Genomic DNA, 25,472 nt, shown 5'->3' with positions numbered 1-25,472 from the left:
TCAATTAAAGGCTTTAAATTTTAAATGATTACTTTAAAATATTGTAGCTAATCCATTGACTTTTAATAAAATATAATAATATTGCAGAAAGCTTTAAGAAATAGTAATAAATAATGAGGAAAATATTAAGTGCGCTGGTAGTATTGACAGTCATGTCTCTTGCTTATTTTTACACTTTTGAATACAGTTCAGTAAGTGTTGCAGAGTTAAATTCAGAAACCAAATCTGATTCAATTTCTTCGGAGATATTAGAAGCAAGCCCAACAATTTTATATGGAATGGTAGTGGATTCTTTTCAAGTTGAAGAACATGCAGTTCAGCGAAACCAAAGTATTTCTGATATTCTTTTAGCCTATAATGTATCTCATCAAACTATTTTTCAGTTGGCAAATGTGGCTAAAAATGTATTTGATGTTAGAAAAATAGCTCCTAACAAAAAATATACTGTTATATACCAAGACAAGGATTCATTGCCTTCTGCAACGGCTTTAGTTTATGAGCCAAATCCTGAGGAATATGTAGTTTTTAATTTGAAAGATTCTATTAAGGTTCATGTTGAAAAAAGACCAGTAGAGATTGAAGAAAAAGCAATTAGTGGAACTATCCAGTCTTCACTTTATGAAGAAATTTTAAAAAATGGCGGAACACCTGAGTTAGTCGATTTAGTTGCAGATATGTATGGATGGCAAATTGATTTTACCAAAATTTATCCTGGAGATCAGTTTAAAGTATTATTTACAGAAAGAACTATTGATGGAATTTCTGTTGGAATAGAGGAAATAATAGGTGCTGAGTTAATTCATTACAATAATCCATTTTTATCGGTTGCATTTGATCAAGGTGATGGAGTGGATTATTTCGATGAAGAAGGAAAAAGTTTAAGAAAAGCCTTTTTAAGATACCCCGTAAAATTTACAAGAATCAGTTCCAGATATACCGCTAAAAGGTATCATCCTGTCCAAAAGAGATATAAAGCACATTTAGGAACCGATTATGCTGCTCCTACAGGCACGCCAATTTATGCAGCAGGTGATGGAGTCATTACTAAAGCTAGATATGAGAAATATAACGGTCGAAATGTAAAGATTCGTCATAATTCAACCTATTCTACCCAATATTTGCATATGAATGGTATAGCAAAAGGAATTAAACCGGGCATGAAAGTTAAGCAAGGTCAGTTGATTGGGTATGTCGGCAAAACAGGACTGGCTACTGGTCCTCATTTATGCTACAGATTCTGGAAAAATGGAAAGCAAGTCGATGCTATGAAAGTTGATTTGCCACCATCTGAACCTATTAAAGAAGATTATCTTTCTAACTTTAACAGATATAAAGGTTATGTTAAAAGCAAACTAGATCAAATCCCTTATCCAACTAGCGAAGAGGAAGTTTTAATGGCTGGTATGCAATAAAATTGAAAGCAGTTCTTTATTTTTTGATTTCAAGTGTGAGAGGATAAAAACTGAGTAAAATGAAAGTCGCTAAAAAGCTACTGCTTTCCATAATTTTTTTAAGTTTATACCAATCTGTTTTAGCTCAAAAAGTCGGATTAGTTTTAAGTGGAGGAGGTGCTAAAGGCTTAGCTCATGTTGGTGTGTTAAAAGCCTTGGAAGAAAATAATATACCTATAGATTATATCATGGGTACCTCTATGGGTGGAGTAGTTGGAGGTTTTTATGTTTCAGGCTTTAGTCCCAAGGAAATAGATTCCATTGCTCGTTCAAAAGACTTCCAGAATTGGATTGATGGAAGATTTCCAGATGATTTTAATACTTTTTACTTCCAAAATGATCCTAATCCACAATGGTTTGAAATTAACTTAGGCGTTGACTCCACTTTTGATGCGAATCTAAGACCAAAGCTCGCCAATGATTTAATATTGAATTTTGCATTAACTGAATATACAGCTAGTGCAAATCAAGCTGCAAATGAAGATTTTTCTAATCTTTTTATTCCCTTTACAGCAGTAGGTGCAGAAATATTTACTCAGAAAACGGTTTATATGGATAAAGGAAACCTTGGTCAAGCCTTGAGAGCTACCATGTCTGTTCCTTATGTTTATAAACCTGTTAAAATTAAAGGAGAATACATATTTGATGGTGGTATTTACGATAACTTCCCCGCTGCCCGCATGAAGGAAAAGCATAATCCAGATCTTATGATTGGAGTTAATGTTTCCACAAAAATTTTTGAAGAATATCCTGAAGATGATAGAAAGTTGATTTCTAATTCATTGTTATTTATGATAATGGATAAAGTAAATCCTAATGATTTGGGTAATTCAAGTGTGTTTATTGAGCCAAATACTGAAGATATAACTGGTTTTGACTTTGATAAAGTTGATGCAATTATAGATAGTGGTTATGCTGAAGCTATGAGGGCTATGCCTGAAATATTAGACAAAATTGAGAGAAGAAAAAGCCAAACAGAAATTGAAAACTCCAGACAAGAATATAAAAGCCAATTCAAATCACTGAAATTTTCAAGTTTTAATTATGAGAATTTTCGTCCTGGTGAAATAAGGTATATCGATAAGATTCTTAATCCTGAGAATAAACCTGAAATAGGTATAACAGAACTAAAAGCAAATTATTATAAACTAATAGCGGATCCATATTTTAGTGGAGTGTTTCCTAAAATTGTCTTTAATAACAAAAAGGATTCTTATGATTTTATTCTAAGTTCGGAAGGAGAGCAAAATATAAGACTCAAATTCGGTGGAAATGTGGCTACATCTGGTCTAAGTAATTTTTTTATGGGAGCTGGATATGATCATCTAAACTATTTTTTATTCAATCATAACACATCTTTAAATATTGGTCAATTCTATAAATCTTTTCGATACAATGCTAAAATACACTTCCCCTTTGGTTACCAATTTTATGTAGAGCCTTTTTTTCATTATAATGGATGGGACTATCTTAATACTGGGAATTTCCTGGATAACAGGAGGGTTTCTCCTATCAATCAATTTGATAGAAACTACGGTTTGAATATTGGAGCTCCCATATTTCGAAAAATGAAAATTGAGTTGAAAAGTAGCCTGTTACGAAAAGTTAACGAATATACTAATAGGGACGAATATGTATCTTCTGATACTTTAGATTACAATAGATTTTATGGTTTACATCATCAACTTTCATTAAATTATTCAGATCTAAATCAAAAATTATTTCCCACCAAGGGGAAGAATATAGGAGTATATTTAATTCATAATTATGGTACTGAAATTTATCGGCCTGGTTCCACCTCCGAAGTAAATCAAAATGAAGAAGTCCATAACTGGGTTCAATTGGAAGCAAATTATGAACAATATTTTCCCTTAAAATATGGGGACGTTGGGTTTTCATTAACTGGAAAAGCAAGTAGTGTTCCAGCTTTTAGCAATTACAGGTCTACCATGTTGAATACTCCAGCCTATCTCCCAACTTTTGAAAGCCAAGGATTATATTTAGAAAATTTTAGAGCACCTGCTTTTATTGCCGGTGGATTAAAATATCAGATTGAGCTATATAAAAATTTTGATTTTAGGCTAGAAGGACATGCTTTCAAACCATTGTTCAAATGGGAAGAAAATGAAAATTTAGTTAGTTATACAGGTTTAATTCCCGACTATTATTTTTCAGGTATGGGTGCTCTTTTTTATAAGTCGCCTATTGGGCCAATAAGCTTGTCAGCTCATTATTATGATGATAACTCACCTTTTTTACTTTTGTTTAATATTGGCTACTTGATGTTTAATAAAAAGCCACTAGAATAGTATTCCTATATTTTCATCGAATAATTTTATGGTTTTCGAGAATTAAACTTACTTTTGCACAATTATTTTATAAAAAATCAAAAGAAATTTCTACATGAAAGGTTTGTTCTTTATATTAAATATTATATTTATATTTTGCATTCAGAATGTAATAGCCCAGCCAGGGTCAAATTGGGTAGATTTGGAAGGTAAAGTAATAAATGAAGCCTTAGAAGGGCCCATTGAAGCTACATTAACATTAGAAAGTTTGCCTTATGGTGCGGATATTAGAGTTTTTCATTCTGATCCTGAGTCAGGTGATTTTTCTTTTAAAGTTAAAGAAAACAATAAATATAAAGTTAAAGTAGAAGCTAAAGGTTACATTGGAATCGAAGAGGAAATTTCCATAAAGTCGGATAACAAATCTTTGGTCTTTAGTTTAATGCCTTCGGGTTCTGGGTCAATTTTAAGATTAGATATAAATTTCAAGCAAAGTAAAGCAGAAATACTGGAAGGATCATATAGTGAATTGGATAAGCTAATAAGTATGCTTAAAGATTATCCAAATATGGAGATTCAATTAGAGGGCCATACTGATTTTAGAGGTAGTGCCTCAGCAAATATGAGATTGAGTGAAAAAAGAGTAAAGGCTGTAAAATCTTATTTAGCATCTAAATCCGTAAATCCAGATAGAATTAAAACAAAAGCGTTTGGAGGCACCCAACCTTTAAGCAGAGAAAATACGGAAGAAGCAAAACTTAATAATAGACGAGTTGAAGCTCGAATATTAAAGACTGAATAAAATAAAATGAAAAAACTATCTTTAGCACTACTGACATTTTTATTTATCGTTCATTACTCACAAGCTCAGAATGCCAATTGGGCAGATAGAGTAATAGAGTTTTCATCAGAACTAGAAGAAACACAATATTCAGTAAAACAATTATTAGGTAAGCCCAATGTATACCCTTGGGGTGATGGTAGCCCAAGTGCCTGGACTCCAAATCGACCTGGAAGAGATGAATTTGTAAAGGTAGGTTTTGATGATCCTAAACCTATAAGACAGATAGCAATTGCAGAATCGTATAATCCAAGTGCGCTCACAAAAATTTTCTTTTATGATGAAGCTGGGAATTAATATTTAATGATTGAAAGAGAACCAGTGATAGTGAATCAGCCTGGACGTTTCTTGAGATTGTTTACTGAGTTAACAGAATTTAATGTAGCGGCCGTAAAATTAGAATTTGATGGAAGTGCAGTTCCAGGATATTACAGCATTGATGCTATTGGAATCACAGATTCAGAAACACCAATTGACTTACAGTTAGAGTTGGTGCCCAATGTAAAAGAAGAGTTGGTTTCTGAGCGATTAGATGAAAGAGTCAATAGCCCTTATGAGGAGTTGAAACCTATTTTAAGTCCTGATGGGAAGCAGTTGTTTTTTGGTAGAAAATTTCATCCGGATAATATAGGTGGAATTGAGGATTATGAAGATATATGGGTTAGTGATTTAGATACAGTGAATAATGAGTGGCAAGAGGCAAGAAATGTAGGGGAACCTTTGAATAGTGATGGTCCAAACTGGGTGAGCTCTATCACACCGGATGGCAATACACTAGTTTTACTTATTGGAAATGAGTATGATGAGAAGAAAAAGAAGATGTTCTCAGGAGTATCAGTATCTTCAAAAGAAGGAGATAACTGGTCGCAACCTGAGAAGCTTAATATTGATGATTTCTACAATATGTCTGAAAAGGCTAATTTTTATCTAGCCAATAGTAGAAAAACATTGATAATGTCTGTCAAAAGAGATGATTCATATGGTGATAGAGATCTATATGTGAGTTTTGAAAAAGAGATGGGGCCTGGACAGCCCCTATGAATTTGGGTGAAACAGTTAACACAGCCACTGATGATACATCGCCTTTCTTAGCAGCTGATGATAAAACCTTATTCTTTTCCTCTTCTGGATATATCGGATTTGGGAAAAGTGATATTTATATGACTCAAAGGTTAGATGATACCTGGCAAAACTGGAGTGAGCCATATAATATGGGACCTCAGGTAAATTCTAGCGGAGATGACTTATTTTTCAGTATGCCAGCAGAAGGAAATTATGCTTATTATACTAAAGAAGATTCAGTTGGTGATATGGATATTCATCGATTGGAAATGCCTTTATTCAATGAGTTAAATCCTGTTATCACTATTTCTGGAAGGGTAGTGGATGCTGAAACTCAAGAACCACTTGATGCAATAGTTTCATACGAAACCTTAGATGGCACTGAAGTGGGTAAAGTACAGACTGATCCAACAACAGGGGAGTACAAAATCACCTTACCTGCAGGACAAGAATACCAATACATTGCAAAGGTTAAAGGATATTTACCTATTAGTGAGAATGTTGATTTAACTAACCAAAAAGAATCTAAAAGCTTTAATAATGATATGATCATGGCTCCTATTAAGGAAAAGGCTGAAATTGTCTTAAATAATGTTTTCTTTGCTTTTGATAGCTATGAGTTGTTAGTTAGCAGTAAATCAGAATTGGATAGAATGGTAGAGGTTATGAATGATAACAGTCAAATTGAAGTTGTTATTATAGGTCATACGGATAGTACAGGGCCTGAAGCTTACAATCAGGTTCTTTCTGAAAGAAGAGCTCAATCGGTCGTGAATTATTTAACGAATAATGGAATCACTAAAGAAAGATTAGAGTATTTAGGCAAAGGAGAATCTGAACCAGCATATCCTAATGATACCAAAGAAAATAGAGCTAAAAATAGAAGGGTGAACTTCAAGGTTGATCGAGATTAGAAAATATTATTGAAATATAGATAGATATTAAAAAAGCCGAGATTTTCTCGGTTTTTTTTAGTTTAGGGGAATTAACTGACTTGTTATTAATTTCTTTTAAAACGACTTAAGGTTTTTTTAACAAAGCCCATGAAGAATTTACTTTGTCCAAAAATAAAGCCATAGAAGAGTAGTATTACAAAATAGACAGGAAAGATTAGGATATAGTAAACTGTAGAAAATACCCAATTCCTTTCTTCCTTAGCAGCAAATAGAGATAATACAGGTTCTTTCAGGAACATTACTGTAAATCCTGTGCAAGCAAAAACTAGTAAAACGATAGCCACTTGCCAGCCTGATTTTAAATCCCATCTGTTTTTTAATTTTTCAAACATTTTAAGGTTTGTCTTCAGTTATGATATTAATCTGCGACTGATGTTTGAATCAAACTTTCAGTACTATGAAAGTATTAAATTTGCTCGCAGTACAAAGGAGTTCAAAATTAAAGAAACTTATTGGATTGACTATAAGGACTTAATTAACTTCTTCTTTATTAAGTAAATTTCCGCTGATAGCCAATAGGTTGATTTCTGCTTGTTTAGCTAGGAATATAGCATTTAGCAAACGGCTTTCGGCTTCAATTGCATTGAGTTGAAATTCACGTAGCTCAATGGCATTGGAACGCCCAACTCTATATCGTTCGATTGCTATATCAGCATTTTCTTTAGCCACTTCCAAGTTATCTTTTTCTAATTTTATTAAATCTAACTTGTTTCTATACCGAACATAAGCAGAGGATAAGTCACCTGTCAATTGGTTTTCTAATTCAGCCATCGCAAGGGTATTGTTTTCTACTGCAATTTGCGTTGTCTGGTTTCTTCTGGAACGGTCAAGCCTGTCAAAAATCCTCCAAGAAAGGCTTAATCCATAAGTTAAACCCAAAGCTTGATTTTGTAATAAAAAGCCTGCTTGTGAATTTAAGTTTGAATATCCATATCCAAGATTAAAATCTATTTGGGGTAAAAGTTCAGTATTTACAGTCTTATTTTGAATTTTAAGAATATCTTCTTGTTGCATTAAAGCAAGTAATTCTTTATTTCTAAGGCTAAGGTCATCTAAGAGTGAATCTAACTTCAATTCCGTATTGATATACATGCTATCAGTGGCTTCAAAAGTTTCATTTGGATCTTGGCCTAAAAGTAAATTCAAAGAAACTCTTGCTTGTTGCATTACTTCTTCTTGATTCAACAAATTACTTTTATCTGTATTTAAATCAACTTGCGCTGCTAATAATTCTGTTTTAGAAAATCTTCCTACCTCGTAATTTGCCTGTGCTATTTCTAATCTTTCTTGTGATAGATTTACTGCAGATTTTAAAACTTCTTGCTGAGATTGCTCAAATACCAATTGAAAATAGGATTGTATAATGCTTCCAAGAGTGTTTTCAAGCACTGCTTGTGTTTCAAATCTGCTTTTATTCTGCTCAAGCTGCAAAGATTTATAATCTAGAAACATTTTTGTGCCATCAAAAAGTGTCCATGTCAAATCTCCTCTTACATTAAATACATTAGATCGTGCTCCATCAATTTCACGGGGTGGCCCTTCAATAAATTGTTGGGTAACATCCTCTACTTCATAGCTTTGTCCTGCTGTAACATCAATCACAGGAAGAAATGCCGAAGTAGCATAGTTGGCATTAATCTGCGCTTCCTTTTCTATGTTTTTAGCTGTTCTGATAGAAAAGTTGTTTTCCATTCCAACTGCAATGGCTTCATTTAAGCTGATTTTTTGAGCGTTTAGGGAGAATCCCCAAAGCATTAAAAAAGATAAACTGATATACTTTATCATAAAAATTTAAGATTCAACACGTGATACACGCGCATGTTTACTTGCGAAATAAGAATAAATAGCTGGAATTACATATAATGTTAATCCCGTAGCGAATATCAATCCACCGATAATTGCAATACCCATAGAAACTCTACTTTCTGATCCTGCACCCAATGCTAGTGCGATTGGTAAAATCCCTAAAATAGTAGATAGAGCTGTCATCAATATAGGTCTGAATCTCGATTTTGCAGCTTCAGTTATTGATTCATTAAGACTCAATCCTTGTGCTTTTTTCTGATTAGCAAATTCCACTATCAGAATTGCATTTTTCGACACTAGTCCTATGAGCATAATGATACCAATTTGGCTAAATATATTTAATGTTTCTCCAAACAGATAAAGTGAAAGAAATGATCCCCCAACAGCTAATGGAACTGTAAATAAAATAATGATAGGGTCTCTAAAACTTTCAAATTGTGCTGCCAAAACTAGATAAATTAAGATAATGGCAAATCCAAAGGCAAACAATAAACTTGAAGAACTTTCAAAGTAATCTAATGAAGCTCCTGAAAGGGATGTGCTATAGGTTTCATCCAATACTTCAGCAGCTATTGCATCCATTGCTTCCACACCATCGCCAATAGTTTTTCCAGGCGCTAGACCTGCTGATAATGTAGCAGAAATATATCTATTATATCGATATAATGAAGGTGGGGTAGAGCTTTCTCCCAAAGTTACTAAGTTGTCTAGCTGAAGCATTTGACCGTTTTCTGCTCTAACATATAATGATCTTAAATCTATAGGTGCATTTCTATCATTTCTTTGAACCTGTCCAATAACTTGGTATTGTTTACCATCCATAATGAAATAATCGAAACGCTGACCACTTAGCCCCAATTGAAGTGTTCTAGCAATATCAATTACAGAAATACCTAATGAACGAGCTTTTTCCCTATCTATTTGAATATCAATTTGAGGTTTGGTGAATTTCAAATCCTGATCTACCACGGTAAATGTCGGATTGCTGCTAGCTTTTTCAACGAATTTAGGTAAGACTGCTTGAAGTTTATCTAGAGAAGTAGCCTGAATAACATATTGAATTGGTAAGCCACCTCTTCTGCCGCCAATAGTTTGCTGTTGAAAGGCAAATGCTTTGGCAGCTGGAAACTCATTTAGAACTGGAGTATATTCGTCATAGAGTTGCTGTTGACTTTTTTCTCTTTCTGAGGCATCTACAAGCATAATTCTCATAAAACCTGAATTAGTGCCTTGAGTACCAAAGCCAGGAGATGTTACTGAGATCAAACCATCAGTAGGTAAGGTATCCATAGTAACTTCTACTAGATTATCGATATATTCTCCCATATATTCAAAAGTAGCTCCTTCCGGTCCAGTGGTGCTTACAGAGATCATCCCTCTATCTTCTAATGGAGCTAATTCTGAAGGTAGAATTTTAAATAGACCGTATATTAAGCCAACTGCACCTAGGAATAACAAAATACCCATCCATCTTACCTTCATGAACCCATCCAAGCTTCTAGCATAACCTTTATTAAGCCAAACGAAGAAGGGCTCAGTTTTTCTGTAGAACCAATTATGCCTTTCTCTTCTTTTTAAAATTCTGCTACTCATCATAGGAGTTAATGATAGTGCCACAAATGACGATATCATCACGGCAGTCGCAACCACAACTCCAAACTCACGGAATAGCCTACCAGTGATTCCTTCTAGGAAGATTACAGGCATAAATACTGCCACTAAAGCCACTGTAGTAGCAATAACGGCAAAGAAAATTTCTATCGCTCCTTTTTTGGCTGCCTCCATTGGTTCCATGCCATCTTCTACTTTAGTATAAATGTTTTCAAGAACCACAATGGCATCATCCACGACCAGTCCGATAGCCAAAACAATACCCAATAAAGTCAAAACATTAATGGAAAAACCTGCCAGATACATCACGAAGAATGTACCAATCAGTGCCACCGGAATAGTAGCAATTGGAATCACTGTTGTTCTCCAATCTCGTAAGAATGCAAAAATGATAAAGATTACTAATAGAAAGGCAATAATGATGGTTTGTTGCACCTCATTGATGGATTCCCTTATATATTCAGTCTGATCAAAGCCTATTCCTAGATTTATATCTTCTGGAAGGTCTTTTTTGATGTTATCTACTCTTTTGTAAAATTCATCTACAATATCAATACTGTTAGAACCAGGTTGCGGAATTAAAACAACCCCTACCATCGGAATGCCATCTCTCTTCAATACAGTCCGCATGTTTAAAGGACCTAATTCCGCATATCCGATATCAGAAAATCGGACAAAACTATTATCACTTTCAGCCACAATAAGATCATTAAAATCCTTTTCCGATGTCAACTGACCCTGCGTTTTCACCACCAATTCAATCATATCTCCTTCAATACTACCTGAAGGCAATTCCACATTTTGACTTTCTAAGGCATTTAAAACATCCAAGGGAGTCAATTGATAAGCGGCCAATTTGATGGGATCCATCCATAAACGCATAGCATACCGCTTTTCACCCCAAATCCTCACCTCACTAACACCCGAAATGGTTTGTAATCTTTCTTTAAAAGTGTTTTCGGCAATGGCTGATAATTCCAAAAGACTTCTTTCTTCACTATTGATATTTAGGAAAACAATAGGGTCGGAATCCGCATCAGCCTTATTTACTGTTGGGGGCTCGGCATCTTCAGGAAGTCTTCTTCTAGCACCCGAAACCTTGTCTCTTACATCATTTGCGGCCGCTTCTAAATCTTCACTTAAGTTAAACTCAATTGTAATCCTACTTCTACCTTCTGCACTAGTGGAAGTGATGGTTCTAATACCGGCAATACCGTTGACTGCTTCCTCCAATGGTTCCGTAATCTGTGACTCTATAACATCCGCATTAGCCCCAGCATAATCTGTTGTAACGGTAATAATTGGTGGGTCTACAGATGGATATTCTCTAACACCGAGAAAATTAAATCCGATAAAGCCAAAAATCAATATGACAAGTGATAGCACTATTGCTAAAACTGGTCTTTGGATACTTATTTTCGATAATGATGCCATTTGCTTACTTTTCCAGCTTTTTAATATCTACTTCTGCTCTATTTTTCAATTGAGGTACACCTGCAATTGCAACTGTATCGCCTTTGCTAATCCCTTTAAGGATTTCAACTCTCGTGGATGTTCTAGCTCCCAATTCTACATCCTTAAGTAATGCTTTCCCTTCTTTGATGATAAAAACTGTATGGCCATTTGCTTTAGGCATAATGGCTGTGGTAGGAATTAATATAGCATTTTCTCTATTTTCTAAACTTAAATTTATTCTTATAAATTGTCCCGGAATAAGTGTATTATCAGGATTGGTTGTTTGTGCTCTGGCAGATAAAGTACGTGTAACGGGATCGATTTGGGGTTCAATGGCATAAACTGTAGCTTCTCTGTCCTTATTTTCTGCCTCTGATGAAAAGGTGATTTTGCTCCCTTTTTTAACTAATCCACTATATCTGCTTGGAACAGAGAATTCAATTTTAATAGGATCTACATTATAAAGTGAAGCAATTTGAGAAGTGGGTGTGATATAGCTTCCTTCACTTACATATCTTAATCCAATAAATCCTGAAAATGGAGCCCTTATTCTAGATTTATCAATTTCAGCTTCCAAAGCATCTATTTCCGCTTGTGTTGTTTTAAGGTTAGTAAAAGCAATATCATATTCTTCTTTACTGATGGCCTCTTTTTCTAATAATTGCTTTTGTCGCTTTTCAGTTTCTGAATTGAGTTGAGCCGTATATTTCAGACGCTGTAAATTTGCTTCTAAGTCTGCCACATTGGTTTGCAGCAATAACTTTCCTTTTCTAACAAATTGACCTTCTTCAAAATAGATATTATCGATTTTTCCTGAAATCTCACTTGCCAATTGTACTGATTCATTAGCCAGTAAAGAGCCTGTTAGTACAATATCGTTTTTGAAAGTCTCGTATTTTACGATTTGTGCATCAATAGAGATTTTAGTGTTCCCTTTGGCAGTAGGCGATTCTTTTTTGTTTTCTTCATTAGAAGAAAAAATATTGGGAAACACCAAATATATAATGATAGCCAGGACAGCTATTGAGGCTATAATCCTAATAATAATCTTATTCATGATAATGGGTTAAAAAAATATTGAGCTAAATGGATGTACAAACATACGAATAGTTAGAACTTACTTAAAGCGATAAGGTTACTGATTTATAATGCTTTCTCTCTAACGGTAGGAAATGGGGATGATTGGATATAAAGGGTTCTCCAGATATTTATACAGAGAACCCTTATATTTAAATTACTTTAATATCAATATTTGACAAGTTTTTGAATATAGTATTGGTTTTCACTTGAAATCATTATGGAGTAAATACCGGTACTTAAATTGTTAATACGAATGCTAGTGTCCTTTGAAATATTATTCAATCTTTTTTTAACACTTCCATCAGCAGAATAAATCATTACTGTAATTGGCTGGTTAAAGTTAGCTTTATTAGTTCTGATGAATATTTCATCCTTAGCAGGATTTGGATAAATCAAGCCATCTATTGATTTATAGTCATCAACGGCAAGAGGTATATCGCTTGAGTCATTATCATCAACTACTAATTCCAGATCATCAAGGGTTCGAGGTGAAATTTGATAATCATTACCAAACTGGCCCACAAATCCAGTAACATTGTAACTTTCAGATGGTATTGGTTCCCCAACTAGAGGGTGTGAGCTAGAACCGATTCTAAAAATCAATTCATTTTCACCGTCAGTAATGGTGAAATTTCCACTAGCACCGCCTCCCATAAAATTACCGGACTCTATAAATTCAACATTCTCAATTTTAATTAGTTGGGATTCAAATTCCTCGCCTACCTCTGATATCTCAATAATTTTTGGTTCAGGAAGATCTACTCCCTGCTCAACTATTGTAATATTAATTGGAGATTTAGCAATCTGTAAAAGGTTGTTATATTCTTCCAAGCCACCAGTTACAATTATACTGTCTCCTTGTTGAAGATTTGCAGATTCATTGCCACTATCAAAGCTTCTAACCACAATTCCGGCAGTACCGTCATAAATTACTCTATTATTACTGCTATTGTTGCCTGGATCAATTACCACACCTGTTACACTTACAGTTTCTCCCAAAGGTAGTTCCCTTGCTTCCGCAATCCTGAGTAATTCAAGAGCCCCTTCTTTTCCTGATACATGAAGCACTTCAGAGTCACCGTTTGTACTGTGCTGTACCTCAGCATTAACCTCTTGACCTTCTGTGTCTGGTTCAAATCGAATGTAAACAGTGAAAGTTTGTTCTGGATTATTGTTAAATGAAAATCCAATACTATCCGAGTAGTTTTCTCCGTCAGCAGATACATAAAAAGGAGCTTCTACTTCAACAGAAACATCATTTGTTAAATTATATGCATTTATTTCATATTGCTGCTCTATTGCAGAACCTATTTCAACATTGCCAAAATCGCTGCTAAAATTAAGATCATTTATAATGAGATTTGGTGTGGTAGCACTTCCCCAAATTTCATTTACCCATTCAGGATGGTCAATAAATGGATTTCGATTTCCTTGATATCCGAAAGCCCCTTCATGTCTTTCCCTTTCAGCAGCATCCACCGGATCTTGAGTATGCCATTGGATTAAGGTGAACAATACACCTAATTCAGGGTCACCAGAAAAACTTATTCTATCCACTAATTCAAGATCAAGTGATTCACTTTCGTATCGAGTAGCCATGTAAAATAATATTCTGGCTACATCTCCTTTTATTTCATCTCTAGGATCCCAAAAATCTGCATTGGTGTAGGTGTCGGGAGCTTCTCCTTCTGCATTATCTTCAATATTTTCAACATCATTGAAGTCTTTATTGCTTTTTGAGCTGTTTACAGTTGCATCTGAAGGTCTTAAATTGTGAACATCCGTGTAGGCTGTATCTTCATCGTTAAAACCATGTGATGATGGCCAAGTATGTTCTCTATTCCAAAAGTCTGGCTCATTGTTCGAAGCAAAATTCTCAATTGGAATGGAAGCGTTTTTATAAAACAGAATGATATTTTCAGGATTATTAGGATCTTGATCGAGGTCTGGAAGAATCACATCTCTAAATTCGCTATAAGATCTTACTTCATGATCATTAATGATTTTATGAAGCTTTACTTTTAAGGTTTCTCCAGTCAATCCAGTTGTTCCATCATAGTAGCCATCGGGTTGCCCTATGGCTTGAAAGGTTAAAATGGAGAGACTTAATAGTAGTAGTATTTTTTTCATTTCAGGTATAGATTTTCCAGTTCTTAAAGTCTGGATTATTGGAATTAAGAACTAATATTTTTGATGATTTTAGAAAAATCAAATTTAACTGGATATATTAATATAATCCAAAAATTTGATATCAATAAATGCTTTTAAATTAAGATCACATTTTATCCTATATTTAAAGCTATATCTCCATTCTCAAATTGTGCCTTTCTGTTTGAGTAGAGCAGCCTTTTATAACGGATAAGTAATTATCGAACTTAAATGTTTAAACCGATTTACTTAAAATTAATTCGGAGATTAATTGAATACTGTAATTATTTTCTGGTCTTATTAAAAAGAAAAACCCGAAGCAAAACTACTTCGGGTTTCATATTTTTAAAGGAAATCTAGTGGAGAGTTTTATTCTTCTCCAACTTGAATGTTATCAATAGTAGCTCTAGTAGCACCAGCTCCAGATAAATATCTGAAAGCAAATCTGTATGCTCCAGAATGGAAATCAGAAGGAATAGTCACGGCTAGATCTGAAAATACGTTATTTGCACTTGCTGGAGCAGGGAAATTAAAATCTAGTTTTGTCCAAGCATCCATATCAATTCCAGCACTTGCATCATAATCTGCTTCGGAAATAACCCAAATTTCAGGGTTAGGACCGTCAAATCTACTAGCATACTTAAATTTCAAGGTATTAAGTACTACATCATTAGATTCTAAAACAGGTGAAACAATCCATGAATCTACTTCTTGAGCACCGCCTGAAAAACCATTTGCTTGAATTCCTTGACCTTCAAATCCGAAACCAGTACATTCCCAACCAGAACCGCCAGCTAGAACTACATTTTCAACAGTCCAAGCTTCTAAAGCTTCAGAACATCCAGCAAAGTCGGCTCCAAAGTCTTCAGCAAACTCAATATTAAATCTGATTGGTAAAAATACTCTAGATATAATATGGACAGTACCATTACCTTCTGTATTTGAAGCCAATACTTCTAAGTCCTCATTTGCATTCAGTACAATACTACCGCCTTCACGTCTAATAGGAATGTTAATACCTGAAAAGGTAGCTATTGATCTGAAATCTCCGTTTTCTATTTGAGAAAGTGTAAGATTTGCAAGTGCTAAATGCGTCTCCAATATTTCTACTAGATTCACATCTTCGTCTTCAAGTAAAGCATCTAAACTGTCATAACCAAGATCTGCTGCCAATATTTCAAAAGCCTCATTATTAGGAGCAAAAACAGTAATCTGATCTTGAGTTCTTCTGCTAGTTAAGGCGCCTGTCAATCCATTTGCCTCTACAAGGTCTAAGAAAATACTTAACTCGCTAGATTGATTTTCAGCATTTAAAACGTTGATGAGCAGCTGTTTGTCAGTAATTCCAACATTGGAGCTATCATCATAGTTTTCGTCTATACAGGATGTTGTTAAAATCAACAATGCTGCAATTACGAAAGATGAATATTTAAATATATTTTTCATATTAATTTTTATTTTAAAATTTATCACTTTCAATTAAAAGATGTATTTAACACCAAATTGAGCACTCCAAGTTTGACCTAAGTTAAAGTTTGGAACAGTAACATCAGTAGGGAATGTTGATTCACCTTGAATTGGATTGATGGTAAATTGTGCATTTCCATTCTCGTCCGTACCTTCAAAATTCATCAAGTTTCTTTGAACTGTAGTTCTGCTTACACCCCATGAATCATTCATCATGTTAAGTACATTTAAGATGTCTGCTCTAAATTGAAGCTTATGTTTGCTTGGGTCTTTAGTTAGATGTATATCTTGTGTGATGGAAAGGTCCAATCTGTTTAACCAAGGTAAAAGAGCACCATTTCTTTCAGAAACAGAACCTCTGTTTTCACGTAAGTAAGGGTCATTTTCAATATAGTTGTTCAATATGTCCCACTGTTGCTGTGCTGTTTGAGTAATAACACCACCGCTAACTCTATCTACTAACTGTGCATCTTCAAAATTTTCAGGGATATACATCAATGAAACTCCACTGTTTTCTCCACTTAAATTACCACTATAGGTATAAGAGAATCGACCTTGCTCGCTTCCAGAATAGTACAAGTTGAAAGAAGTATTGTTTGCTTCATTCAAACCTTTAGTGTTGAATGAAATTAAACCTACCACTCTGTTTGGTTGATCATTTCTAGAAAATCCTTCTTCAGGAGTATTTCTTCCACTTTGTACATCTTGAGGCCATAAAGAAGCTGCTTGAGAACCGCCTCCTAAACCAAAGTCTCTATTTCGGCTTCTAGTGTATGCTAAGCTAGTAAAGATACCCTTACCCCAATCTTTTTTAACTTCTAAAGTCAAAGAAGCGAAAGTACGGTCATTAATGTTTGTTAAATAGAATAACTCACTAATTTCACCTCCTAAAGGTTCCTGAGTATAAGTAGGATATTCATTACCTCCAATAATAACTGATTCACCTGTAGGCGTACTAGACAAGTTTGTACTGAAAGGTGTGTTATAATCTTTAGAGAAAATACCTTCTACAGTGAACACAAAGCCATTGTATACATAATCAGCTGCTAAATTACTTCTCCAAGATTGTGGTAATTTAAAATTTGGATCAGTAACGGCTAAACTGCTTGTAACGGTTGGCTCTTGCTCAGCAGGATTAGGACGATAGTAGTTAATATCTGCTTGGAAACCTTCCCATTCTGGATTCCCGTCTTGACCCCACTCGTCAGCCTCAATACCAATTCCTCCTCTTGTTACCCCATTTCCATTAATTTGGTTAGATAGGTGAACAAAAATTGGACGACCTGTGAAAAGACCAGATCCACCACGTACTTGTAAGGTTTTATCACCTAGTGCATCCCAGTTAAATCCGAAACGAGGAGAGAACACAGGATTAACTGAAGGGAACTGATCTACTCTTGGCTCTATGAATTCACCTGGATTTCTAGGATCTTCTACGCTTATGCCTAAAGCTTCTACATTTGGATTTCTTGGGGCATCAATAGGGTAGAATGGTAATTCAACTCGTACCCCGAAAGTTAATATTAAATCTTGAGTAGCTTGGTATTCATCCTGAACATATAGACCTACTTGTCCAAATTCAGTTCTATCCGTTGGTAATTCAAAAGGATTATTTTCATCATATGTAAATCCAATTCCAAAACCAGCAGGACGAACGCTTTCATCTTGATCAATAACTGCGGCTACGAAATCATCGTACGAGTTCCATCTATACCAACCATCCCACATTGGATTAAAAGCGTTATCAAATGTCATGTATTCAAAGTTGACACCAGCTGTGAAGGTATGGTCACCCATGAAATAATTAACATTATTTGTGATGTTAAAAGTTTTGTTATCAAGTAAGTTACCTCTTGTGAAAAGTTCAGTGCCTAAGGATGCAAAGTACAATGGTGTTGAACCCTGAGGCTCTAATATTTCAATCATTGGGAAATTTTGATCGCCAGGAATATATCTTTGTGTTACTGCACTAGTGTAACCAATATTCAACTTATTTGATAGGTTATTACTGATGTTCGAAGTCCATTCCCCTACAATTGATTGAACGTTTTCTTCGCTTCCGTAATTACCGTTTCTAAAAGTTAATGCTTCATTGCCAAAACGGTTAGTATTTCCTAGACGTAATTGATTGATGTAACGTAAACTGCTTCCGTTGATTCCAACATCTCTTCTTTGCTGGAAATTGTTATAGCGCACCATAATTTTATTTTGCTGATTCAAATTATAGTCTAATCGGAAATTTAAACGTGTTGCAACATCTTCAAAAGGATAGTTTTCATAAGCCCCTGTTTCGTATCCATAAATTTCTTCCATTTGCTCTTGCACAAATTCTGCTTGGTCAGCAGTCATTCGGGCAATTCCAAGCTCCAAATCAGGCAATAAACCTTGATCTGGTCTTGCAGCTCTTCTGGTATCACCAGGGATAGCATTGTCTTCATATTCGAATGAACCAAAAAAGAATAATTTATCCTTTATAATAGGCAATCCTAAAGTTACACCATGAATTTGCGTTTTAGACTCAGAAAACGGAACATCCTGACCACCATTCAGAGTAGTACCTTGCGTATTCTGGTTTCGGAAAAGTGTATAAGCAGAAGCTTCAATATTATTTGTTCCTGATTTAGTTACCGCATTTACACTAGCTCCAGTAAAACCACTTTGAGTTACATCATAAGGAGCAATATTTACCTGAATCTCCTCAATAGCATCAACTGAAATAGGATTTCCTCCTGCAAATTGAGAGCTACCTAAACCAAAGTTGTTATTGTACAGGTTACCATCAATAGTGTAATTATTATACCTATTGTCTGCACCAGCAAAGCTAGTACCATTAGATTGCGAATTAAGACGAGTAAAATCATTAATGCTACGGCTTATAGTTGGCATCGAAGCAATTCTTTCATTAGAAAGGTTGGTTGATGCACCTGTTCTATCACCATCAATAGTCTGGTTTCTTTCTGCAATTACCATGACTTCACCTAATTCTTCTACGCTAGTTTTTAAATTAATATTAAGATTAAGCGTTTGTCCTAAAGATAAGTCTATGTCCTCAATCACATACTCTTGAAAGCCAACAAAAGAGACTGTAACCGTATAAGGTTCACCCACTCTTACATTTGGCATTCGAAATCTACCGCTTAAGTTTGTTACACTACCATAAGTTGTACCTGATGGAGTGTGTATAGCCTGTACAGTAGCACCGGGCAATTCTTCTCCATTATCGTCCTTTACTACACCGGAAAGGCCTGATGTAGTTACACCCTGCGCAAAAGCCGATCCTGTTGCAAAAGCAAACAAAATCGTTATTACACATAAACTCTGTAAAATTTTCTTCATCTCTTTTTAAGTTATTTTTTAGATTTTATGCAAAATTAAACCGCTAATTCTTCTATCTCCTGAATAAAAGATTAATTATTGATTATAATTCCCTTGTGTAAAATTAACATTAAGTTAACATTAAAAATGATTTCATTAAATTAATATTTATAAAAACTAGAAATAAGCCGCTTAAAAAAATACAAATGGCTGTCTCACAAATTATCTGTAATTTGAAATCAAACTTTATTATATGATGAAATATATAGCATACATTATTATCCTATTATTTGCAGTGAATTCTTCCTTCGCTCAAAAAGATTTATCTTATTTTCTACCTGACAGTTTGGAATATGACTCTAGTATCCCAACGCCTGAAAGTGTTATTGGGCATCAAGTAGGCGAATGGCATGTTACCCATGATAAGTTGGTGTATTATATGAAAGCATTGGCTGATGTTTCCGATAGAATTACTATAATTGAAACTGGAAAGACTTATGAAGACAGACCTCAATTATTATTGACCATCACTCATCCTGATAATCATTCTAAAATTGATGAAATTAAAACTGAGCATAAACAATTAACAGATCCTAGCTCATCTTCAAATTTAGATATAGCACAGATGCCTTCAGTGGTGATGATGGGCTTTTCTATTCACGGTAATGAACCAAGTGGAAGCAATGCTTCTATGTTGACAGCCTATTACTTAGCTGCGGCTCAAGGTTCAGACGTTGAGGATAAATTGAAAAATGTGGTCGTTTTACTGGATCCTGCATTCAATCCTGATGGCTTGAACCGATTTGCTAATTGGGCGAACATGCACAAAAGCGAAAACTTAGTGACCGATCCGAATGATCGAGAATTTAATGAGGTTTGGCCTGGAGGCAGAACGAATCATTATTGGTTTGATATGAACAGGGATTGGTTGCCGGTGCAGTTAGCTGAGTCGCAGAATAGAATTGCGCAATTTCATGCCTGGAAACCTAATATTTTGACGGATCATCACGAAATGGGAACCAATAGTACTTTCTTTTTTCAACCTGGAATTCCTGAAAGAACGCACCCCATCACTCCCCAGAAAAATCAAGACCTGACAGGGCAAATCGGTGAATATCATGCGAGATTTTTAGATAGAATAGGCTCTCTTTATTACAGTAAAGAAAGCTTTGATGATTTTTATTATGGAAAAGGCTCCACTTTCCCAGATGTGCAAGGGGCAATAGGAATTTTGTTCGAACAAGCCAGCTCAAGAGGACATGCACAAGAAAGTGTAAATGGAGTTTTAGAATTTCCTTTTACCATCAAGAATCAATTTACCGCTTCTTTAAGTACACTTCAAGCTGGATATGAAATGCGAGAAGAATTGCTTGGGTTCCAAAGAGATTTTTATAAGAATTCTGTAAATATGGCTTCCGAAGCTAATGAACAAGCTTGGGTAGTTTCAGATCAAGATGCTTCTAAATTATATCGTTTTGCAGAAATGTTGGACAGACATGAAATTGAAGTTCATAAATTGGCCAAAAGCACCAATGGTTTTCAAACTGACAATAGCTATATCATTCCAACCAATCAATATCAAAGTAGGTTGATTAAAGCTATTTTTGATGTAAGAACCAGTTTTACGGATAGTCTTTTTTATGATGTATCTGCCTTTAATATGGGGATGTCCTATAACTTAGATTATAAAAGTCTGGATAAGCGAAATTTCAACAGTGACCTTTTAGGGGAAAAATTTGAAGCTTCTATGCGGCCTGAAGGAAGCATTATAGGTGGTAAAAGTGAATATGCTTACATCATGGAATGGCATGATTTTTATGCACCAAAAGCATTGTATAAAATACAGGAAGCTGGTATCAGAACTAAAGTCAATACCAAGGAAATTGTCTTAAAAGATGGAACAACCTTAGCCATTGGTTCAATTTTAATTCCGGTAAAGCAACAAGAGCAAACACCTATTCAAATTTATCAGATTATGGAGGATGCAATTGATAATTCTGGTGTAAATATTTATTCTATGAAAAGCGGCAATACAAATGGGATCAACTTAGGAAGTCCTGCATTTGAATCATTGAACCAGCCGAAAATTGCCATGATTATAGGAGATGGTATCAGTTCTTATGATGCTGGTGAGATTTGGTTTTTGATGGATCAGCATTATGAAATGCCGATTACTAAAATAGATGTTAATGACTTTACCAGAGTGGATTTAAGTAGATATAATGTTTTGATTATGCCGAATGGCTGGGGTTATGGAAGTATTGGAAGTCAAAAGAATAAAATACAACAGTGGACACAAGCTGGAGGTACTATCATTGCTTATAAATCTGCGGCAAAATGGCTTTCTGATCAAAAATTATCAAAAGTGAAGTTTGCAGAAAATAAGCCAGATACTACAGGTTATGAAGCATATGAAGATTTGGGCAACAATAGAGGTGCACAGGTAATTGGAGGAGCTATTTTTGAAGTAGAATTGGATTTAAGCCATCCGCTTACTTATGGATTGAAAAATGAGAGAATGCCTATTTTCAGAAATAGTACATTGTTCATGGAAAAATCCAAAAATCAATATGCTAATCCGATTAGATATACGCAATCACCATTGTTGAATGGTTATATTTCAGAAGAGAATGCCGAAAAGTTGAAAGGTACCTCAGCTGTAACGGTAAGTCGAGTGGGTGGAGGAAAAGTAATTTCCTTTACCGATAACACTAATTTTAGAGCATTCTGGTATGGAACCAATCGCTTGCTTATGAACGCTGTCTTTTATGGTCAGACTATTAGTGGAAGAGCTGGGGAATAATCATATATAAAAACCAGCTCATTTGAGCTGGTTTTTATTTCGACTTAAAGATATTTAATCTTCTTCACCGCTGCATTCACAAGTTGTGTTGCTGTTTTTTGTGGTGGTTACACCTCTTTTATAACCATTGCTTCGACAACAATCATCACAAGCAACTACCGCATCATCATGATTGTTGGCATTATTTGCCACAGCAACACAAGCATCAATTTCTTCACCGCCACATGCAGTTAAACCAAAGGAGAGGAACCCAATGAACATCAATAAGTAAAAAAGCTTTTTCATAATTACAGCATTTAGATTTAATACTTATATCACACCTTATTTTTTAAAATGGGTCAGTTTTCCTGTTTTTCTCGGTTAATTTTGATAAGTGTGTTTAAATGTCCTGATGGCAATATTTTAATAAATTCGGGTGTCCCAGAGAGCAAATTCAAACAATATACTCTAAATTTCTGAGTATAAATGCTAGATTTCCCTTTCATACTTTTTCCATTGATGAAAAAGTATGTCGGCCAGAGGCTGACCAGCTATTGGCTGGCAAAAAATCTAGGTAAAATGATGCTACTACCCAAAAAGGCCAACGCTTGCCCGCCATTTTACCCTCCAGCCCGCTTTTTCGCTTTAGGCGAAAGTGGGGGAGTTAGCTATTAATGAGCTCAACAAAAAAAAATTAACATATTTCATCCTTTTATTAAGGTCATTTAATGTGTTTCTTATCAGTTTTACAATAGTTGTCTAAAATATCAATGATTTGATTAATTAAGGTGTCCTAGCAAGGAAAACAATAGATTTAATACTTATTTCATACCTTATTTTCTAATATGGGTCAGTTTTTTAATCAAATGTTATTTTTAAATCCCCGCATGCTCCCCAAAATAATCTGTAAGTTCCTGTAAAGTACGTTCTGTTACTTTTATATCTTTTACAATTTCACCTTTATCCAAAATCACTATACGTTCGCAAATTTCTGTAACATGATTAAGATCGTGGCTTGATATTACAAAGGTGACTGATTTTTCAGCCTGAAATTGTTGAATGATTTTTTTCAAGCGAATTTGGCTGGTTGGGTCTAAATTTTCGAAAGGTTCATCTAATAAAACAAGCTTAGGGTCACCCAATAAGGCCGCAGCAACTCCTACTTTTTTCTTGTTTCCTTTTGATAGATCTCTGATGTATTTCTTTTTCCCAAATATTTCGTCATTGAAAAGTGGTTCAAATAGATTGAGGTGCTGATCTAAATCGCCCTTGCTTACTCCTCTAATTTTTGAAATAAATTGAAAATATTCTTCTGGAGTGAGATAACTTATCAGGAATTTCTCATCAATAAATGAACCTGTAAAGTTTTTCCATTCTTCACTATTGTTAACTGCATCATCATCTATCAATACTTCCCCTTCGCTCGCACGAATCAGGTCCAGCATAATTCTCAATAGCGTTGTTTTTCCTGCCCCATTATTTCCAACCAAACCAAAGGATTGGCCTTCTGGAATCTCCATTTCAGGAACATCTAAGACTGTTATTTGCTTATAGCTTTTTTTAAGGTTGTTGATTTTGATCACTTTTCTAAATGGTTAAGTCGTAAATAAGTTTGTATTTATCTTGTTTTAATTTTTTTGCAATCGAATTGAAAAAGGCTTTTCTAAAAATTAAACCAATTAGCCCCACTAAGGCAATAGCTAAAATACCTATTTGTCCATTCCAGATGCTTGCGAATATAGCATATACTGCTACAGGGCCTACAATCAGCGGAATTCCTACTACAAATTGTGCCGCTCCTACCCCCTGGTAGTTCATCATAGAGCTTTTATCCAATTCTATTGGTTTGGGGCCCCAAAGGCTCATCCGCATAATCAACATGCTGTTAATTCCTACATTATAAATGGCCGTGGCTCCCATAATCATCATCAATTCATAACCAAAATAGAAATAGGGAAGGGAAAGCACAGAAGTGATCAAGACCGAATATATTAACAGACGATATCTTGATTCCACCCAATGTGTATAGGGGTTTATTTTCGTTAAGAAGAAATCCATTTGATTTGTATTCCAGCTCCATAAAAACTGCCCATATTGAATGATGAATATTCCAGTGAAAAAGATGCTGACAAAAATAGCCATAGCGCTAGATTGTTGCGTTTCTTTTCCCATACTAAAGATGAATAATGGGTAGAATAGGAATATTCCTGCCATCATAATACTTGATCTACTCCTTTTGTGTCGTAGGATTAATTTGAGCTCTTGAACAATTAAAGTGTTAATTATGCCTTTATTTTCCCAATTGCTAAGTTTACCAGTTATTTTCTCCCCTGACATCATTTTGGCATCAAATAAATCTTCTAAATAAAGGTTTTGATAAAAAAATTGGAAACTAGTATATATCAAATACCCTAATAATATGATAGGTATGGATAAAAGTATCGGTGAATTATAAATTACTATTGCCCAATTACCCAATGGGATTAAAGTAAAGTTAAAATACTGATTACCTGCATAATTAACTACGATTATTAAAGCGAAAATGACCCAAACTATATTTTTACTTTCCAATTTTTTCTTCAAAAGAATATTGAAAAAATGTAGGCAAAGTGATATAAGAAGAGTAAACGCCAACCATATTAATGATTTTTCCATTCCTATAGCTGGGATAAAGGTGCTAATGGTCAGTGGGATGAAAATAGCTGGAGCAATCAGGTTGTAAGGGTTTATAATAGACTTAATCAATAAAAATCTAGTGATTAGCTTTTTCTTTATAGGCAAGTGTAAATATGGTTCAATATCCAAAACCGGAACAGTTTGCATGATATAACGAATTGCCAATTCACTTATAAAATAGTAAAGAAGAAATTGATTAACCAATTGGGTCGGATCTGAATCTACCCCCAAAGCGGTTAATGTTTCATTCAGATTTGCACTTACAACTATTAAATTCATCAAAACAAGTAAGCCTAAAATAGCCAGAAAAATTTTGATGCCTATGTCCTTTTCAAAAGAAGGTGATCTTCTAAAATTTAGCCATTGATGTTTTAAAATCCATTTCATACTAATAAAGGTTGATAGTAAGTTGAAAACTAATTGATACACTTTTATTTTCAAAGACTTATTTGATAATTGGAATTATTTTATGTGTTTATTGACCCAATTTAATGTAGAAAAGTGTGATGATAACAGAATCAATAAATTGTAAAG

General features: G+C 34.6%; 17 protein-coding genes. 7 read left to right on the top strand and 10 right to left on the bottom strand.

Annotation, left to right across the window (positions count from 1 at the left end; genetic code table 11):
• Positions 1 to 113 precede the first annotated feature (113 nt).
• The 6 genes from ABWH96_RS20075 (at position 114) to ABWH96_RS20050 (ending at position 6,556) form a co-directional block, all read left to right on the top strand.
• On the top strand, positions 114 to 1,412 hold the full coding sequence (locus tag ABWH96_RS20075; protein ID WP_375579273.1) for a peptidoglycan DD-metalloendopeptidase family protein: 1,299 nt from the start codon (positions 114 to 116) through the stop codon (positions 1,410 to 1,412).
• 59 nt (positions 1,413 to 1,471) lie between these two features.
• Positions 1,472 to 3,760: a patatin-like phospholipase family protein gene (locus ABWH96_RS20070; RefSeq protein WP_375579272.1), complete on the top strand. Its 2,289-nt coding sequence runs from the start codon at positions 1,472 to 1,474 to the stop codon at positions 3,758 to 3,760.
• Between the two features lie 181 nt (positions 3,761 to 3,941).
• Entirely contained in the window at positions 3,942 to 4,541 is a 600-nt protein-coding gene (locus ABWH96_RS20065) for an OmpA family protein (protein ID WP_375579271.1), read from the top strand.
• A 6-nt stretch (positions 4,542 to 4,547) separates the two neighbouring features.
• Positions 4,548 to 4,877: a hypothetical protein gene (locus tag ABWH96_RS20060; protein ID WP_375579270.1), complete on the top strand. Its 330-nt coding sequence runs from the start codon at positions 4,548 to 4,550 to the stop codon at positions 4,875 to 4,877.
• Positions 4,878 to 4,883: 6 nt separating this feature from the next.
• Positions 4,884 to 5,621: a hypothetical protein gene (locus ABWH96_RS20055; protein ID WP_375579269.1), complete on the top strand. Its 738-nt coding sequence runs from the start codon at positions 4,884 to 4,886 to the stop codon at positions 5,619 to 5,621.
• Entirely contained in the window at positions 5,618 to 6,556 is a 939-nt protein-coding gene (locus tag ABWH96_RS20050; protein ID WP_375579268.1) for an OmpA family protein, read from the top strand. The genes ABWH96_RS20055 and ABWH96_RS20050 overlap by 4 nt, the downstream gene beginning before the upstream one ends.
• Before the next feature lie 86 nt (positions 6,557 to 6,642).
• On the opposite strand, the gene ABWH96_RS20045 is transcribed toward ABWH96_RS20050, so the two are convergent.
• The 7 genes from ABWH96_RS20045 to ABWH96_RS20015 form a co-directional block, all read right to left on the bottom strand.
• On the bottom strand, positions 6,643 to 6,930 hold the full coding sequence (locus ABWH96_RS20045) for a DUF6787 family protein (RefSeq protein ID WP_375579267.1): 288 nt from the start codon (positions 6,928 to 6,930) through the stop codon (positions 6,643 to 6,645).
• A 139-nt stretch (positions 6,931 to 7,069) separates the two neighbouring features.
• A complete protein-coding gene (locus ABWH96_RS20040) occupies positions 7,070 to 8,383 on the bottom strand; it encodes a TolC family protein (protein ID WP_375579266.1) in 1,314 nt (437 codons plus the stop codon).
• Positions 8,384 to 8,389: 6 nt separating this feature from the next.
• Positions 8,390 to 11,449, bottom strand: coding sequence for an efflux RND transporter permease subunit (locus ABWH96_RS20035; RefSeq protein WP_375579265.1), 3,060 nt, complete (start codon positions 11,447 to 11,449; stop codon positions 8,390 to 8,392).
• Between the two features lie 4 nt (positions 11,450 to 11,453).
• Positions 11,454 to 12,527: an efflux RND transporter periplasmic adaptor subunit gene (locus ABWH96_RS20030; RefSeq protein ID WP_375579264.1), complete on the bottom strand. Its 1,074-nt coding sequence runs from the start codon at positions 12,525 to 12,527 to the stop codon at positions 11,454 to 11,456.
• Positions 12,528 to 12,715: 188 nt separating this feature from the next.
• Complete coding sequence (locus ABWH96_RS20025) at positions 12,716 to 14,680, bottom strand: endonuclease (RefSeq protein WP_375579263.1); 1,965 nt, start codon at positions 14,678 to 14,680, stop codon at positions 12,716 to 12,718.
• Positions 14,681 to 15,067: 387 nt separating this feature from the next.
• Positions 15,068 to 16,144 carry a fasciclin domain-containing protein gene (locus ABWH96_RS20020; protein WP_375579262.1) on the bottom strand — a complete coding sequence of 359 codons (1,077 nt, stop codon included), beginning with the start codon at positions 16,142 to 16,144 and terminating at the stop codon, positions 15,068 to 15,070.
• A gap of 33 nt (positions 16,145 to 16,177) precedes the next feature.
• A complete protein-coding gene (locus ABWH96_RS20015) occupies positions 16,178 to 19,501 on the bottom strand; it encodes a carboxypeptidase regulatory-like domain-containing protein (protein WP_375579261.1) in 3,324 nt (1,107 codons plus the stop codon).
• Positions 19,502 to 19,733: 232 nt separating this feature from the next.
• Here ABWH96_RS20015 and ABWH96_RS20010 point away from each other — a divergent pair, with 232 nt between their 5' ends.
• Entirely contained in the window at positions 19,734 to 22,283 is a 2,550-nt protein-coding gene (locus tag ABWH96_RS20010; RefSeq protein ID WP_375579260.1) for a M14 family metallopeptidase, read from the top strand.
• Positions 22,284 to 22,337: 54 nt separating this feature from the next.
• Here the strand turns inward: ABWH96_RS20010 and ABWH96_RS20005 are convergent, their stop codons facing one another.
• The 3 genes from ABWH96_RS20005 to ABWH96_RS19995 form a co-directional block, all read right to left on the bottom strand.
• Positions 22,338 to 22,568, bottom strand: coding sequence for a hypothetical protein (locus ABWH96_RS20005; RefSeq protein ID WP_375579259.1), 231 nt, complete (start codon positions 22,566 to 22,568; stop codon positions 22,338 to 22,340).
• A gap of 569 nt (positions 22,569 to 23,137) precedes the next feature.
• Positions 23,138 to 23,845: an ABC transporter ATP-binding protein gene (locus tag ABWH96_RS20000; protein ID WP_375579258.1), complete on the bottom strand. Its 708-nt coding sequence runs from the start codon at positions 23,843 to 23,845 to the stop codon at positions 23,138 to 23,140.
• A 4-nt stretch (positions 23,846 to 23,849) separates the two neighbouring features.
• Complete coding sequence (locus ABWH96_RS19995) at positions 23,850 to 25,325, bottom strand: DUF5687 family protein (RefSeq protein ID WP_375579257.1); 1,476 nt, start codon at positions 25,323 to 25,325, stop codon at positions 23,850 to 23,852.
• Positions 25,326 to 25,472: the final 147 nt, after the last annotated feature.

The organism is Marivirga tractuosa (assembly GCF_042140215.1).
Classification (GTDB): Bacteria; Bacteroidota; Bacteroidia; order Cytophagales; family Cyclobacteriaceae; genus Marivirga; species Marivirga tractuosa_A.
The sequence above is the reverse complement of the archived record's forward strand: the minus strand, read 5'-3'. Positions and strand labels throughout refer to the sequence as shown.

Coding starts and splice junctions, on each gene's coding strand:
- ABWH96_RS20075 (WP_375579273.1), top strand. CDS start 114: ATGAGGAAAATATTAAGTGCGCTGGTAGTATTGACAGTCATGTCTCTT.
- ABWH96_RS20070 (WP_375579272.1), top strand. CDS start 1,472: ATGAAAGTCGCTAAAAAGCTACTGCTTTCCATAATTTTTTTAAGTTTA.
- ABWH96_RS20060 (WP_375579270.1), top strand. CDS start 4,548: ATGAAAAAACTATCTTTAGCACTACTGACATTTTTATTTATCGTTCAT.
- ABWH96_RS20055 (WP_375579269.1), top strand. CDS start 4,884: ATGATTGAAAGAGAACCAGTGATAGTGAATCAGCCTGGACGTTTCTTG.
- ABWH96_RS20050 (WP_375579268.1), top strand. CDS start 5,618: ATGAATTTGGGTGAAACAGTTAACACAGCCACTGATGATACATCGCCT.
- ABWH96_RS20045 (WP_375579267.1), bottom strand. CDS start 6,930: ATGTTTGAAAAATTAAAAAACAGATGGGATTTAAAATCAGGCTGGCAA.
- ABWH96_RS20040 (WP_375579266.1), bottom strand. CDS start 8,383: ATGATAAAGTATATCAGTTTATCTTTTTTAATGCTTTGGGGATTCTCC.
- ABWH96_RS20035 (WP_375579265.1), bottom strand. CDS start 11,449: ATGGCATCATTATCGAAAATAAGTATCCAAAGACCAGTTTTAGCAATA.
- ABWH96_RS20030 (WP_375579264.1), bottom strand. CDS start 12,527: ATGAATAAGATTATTATTAGGATTATAGCCTCAATAGCTGTCCTGGCT.
- ABWH96_RS20025 (WP_375579263.1), bottom strand. CDS start 14,680: ATGAAAAAAATACTACTACTATTAAGTCTCTCCATTTTAACCTTTCAA.
- ABWH96_RS20020 (WP_375579262.1), bottom strand. CDS start 16,144: ATGAAAAATATATTTAAATATTCATCTTTCGTAATTGCAGCATTGTTG.
- ABWH96_RS20015 (WP_375579261.1), bottom strand. CDS start 19,501: ATGAAGAAAATTTTACAGAGTTTATGTGTAATAACGATTTTGTTTGCT.
- ABWH96_RS20010 (WP_375579260.1), top strand. CDS start 19,734: ATGATGAAATATATAGCATACATTATTATCCTATTATTTGCAGTGAAT.
- ABWH96_RS20005 (WP_375579259.1), bottom strand. CDS start 22,568: ATGAAAAAGCTTTTTTACTTATTGATGTTCATTGGGTTCCTCTCCTTT.
- ABWH96_RS19995 (WP_375579257.1), bottom strand. CDS start 25,325: ATGAAATGGATTTTAAAACATCAATGGCTAAATTTTAGAAGATCACCT.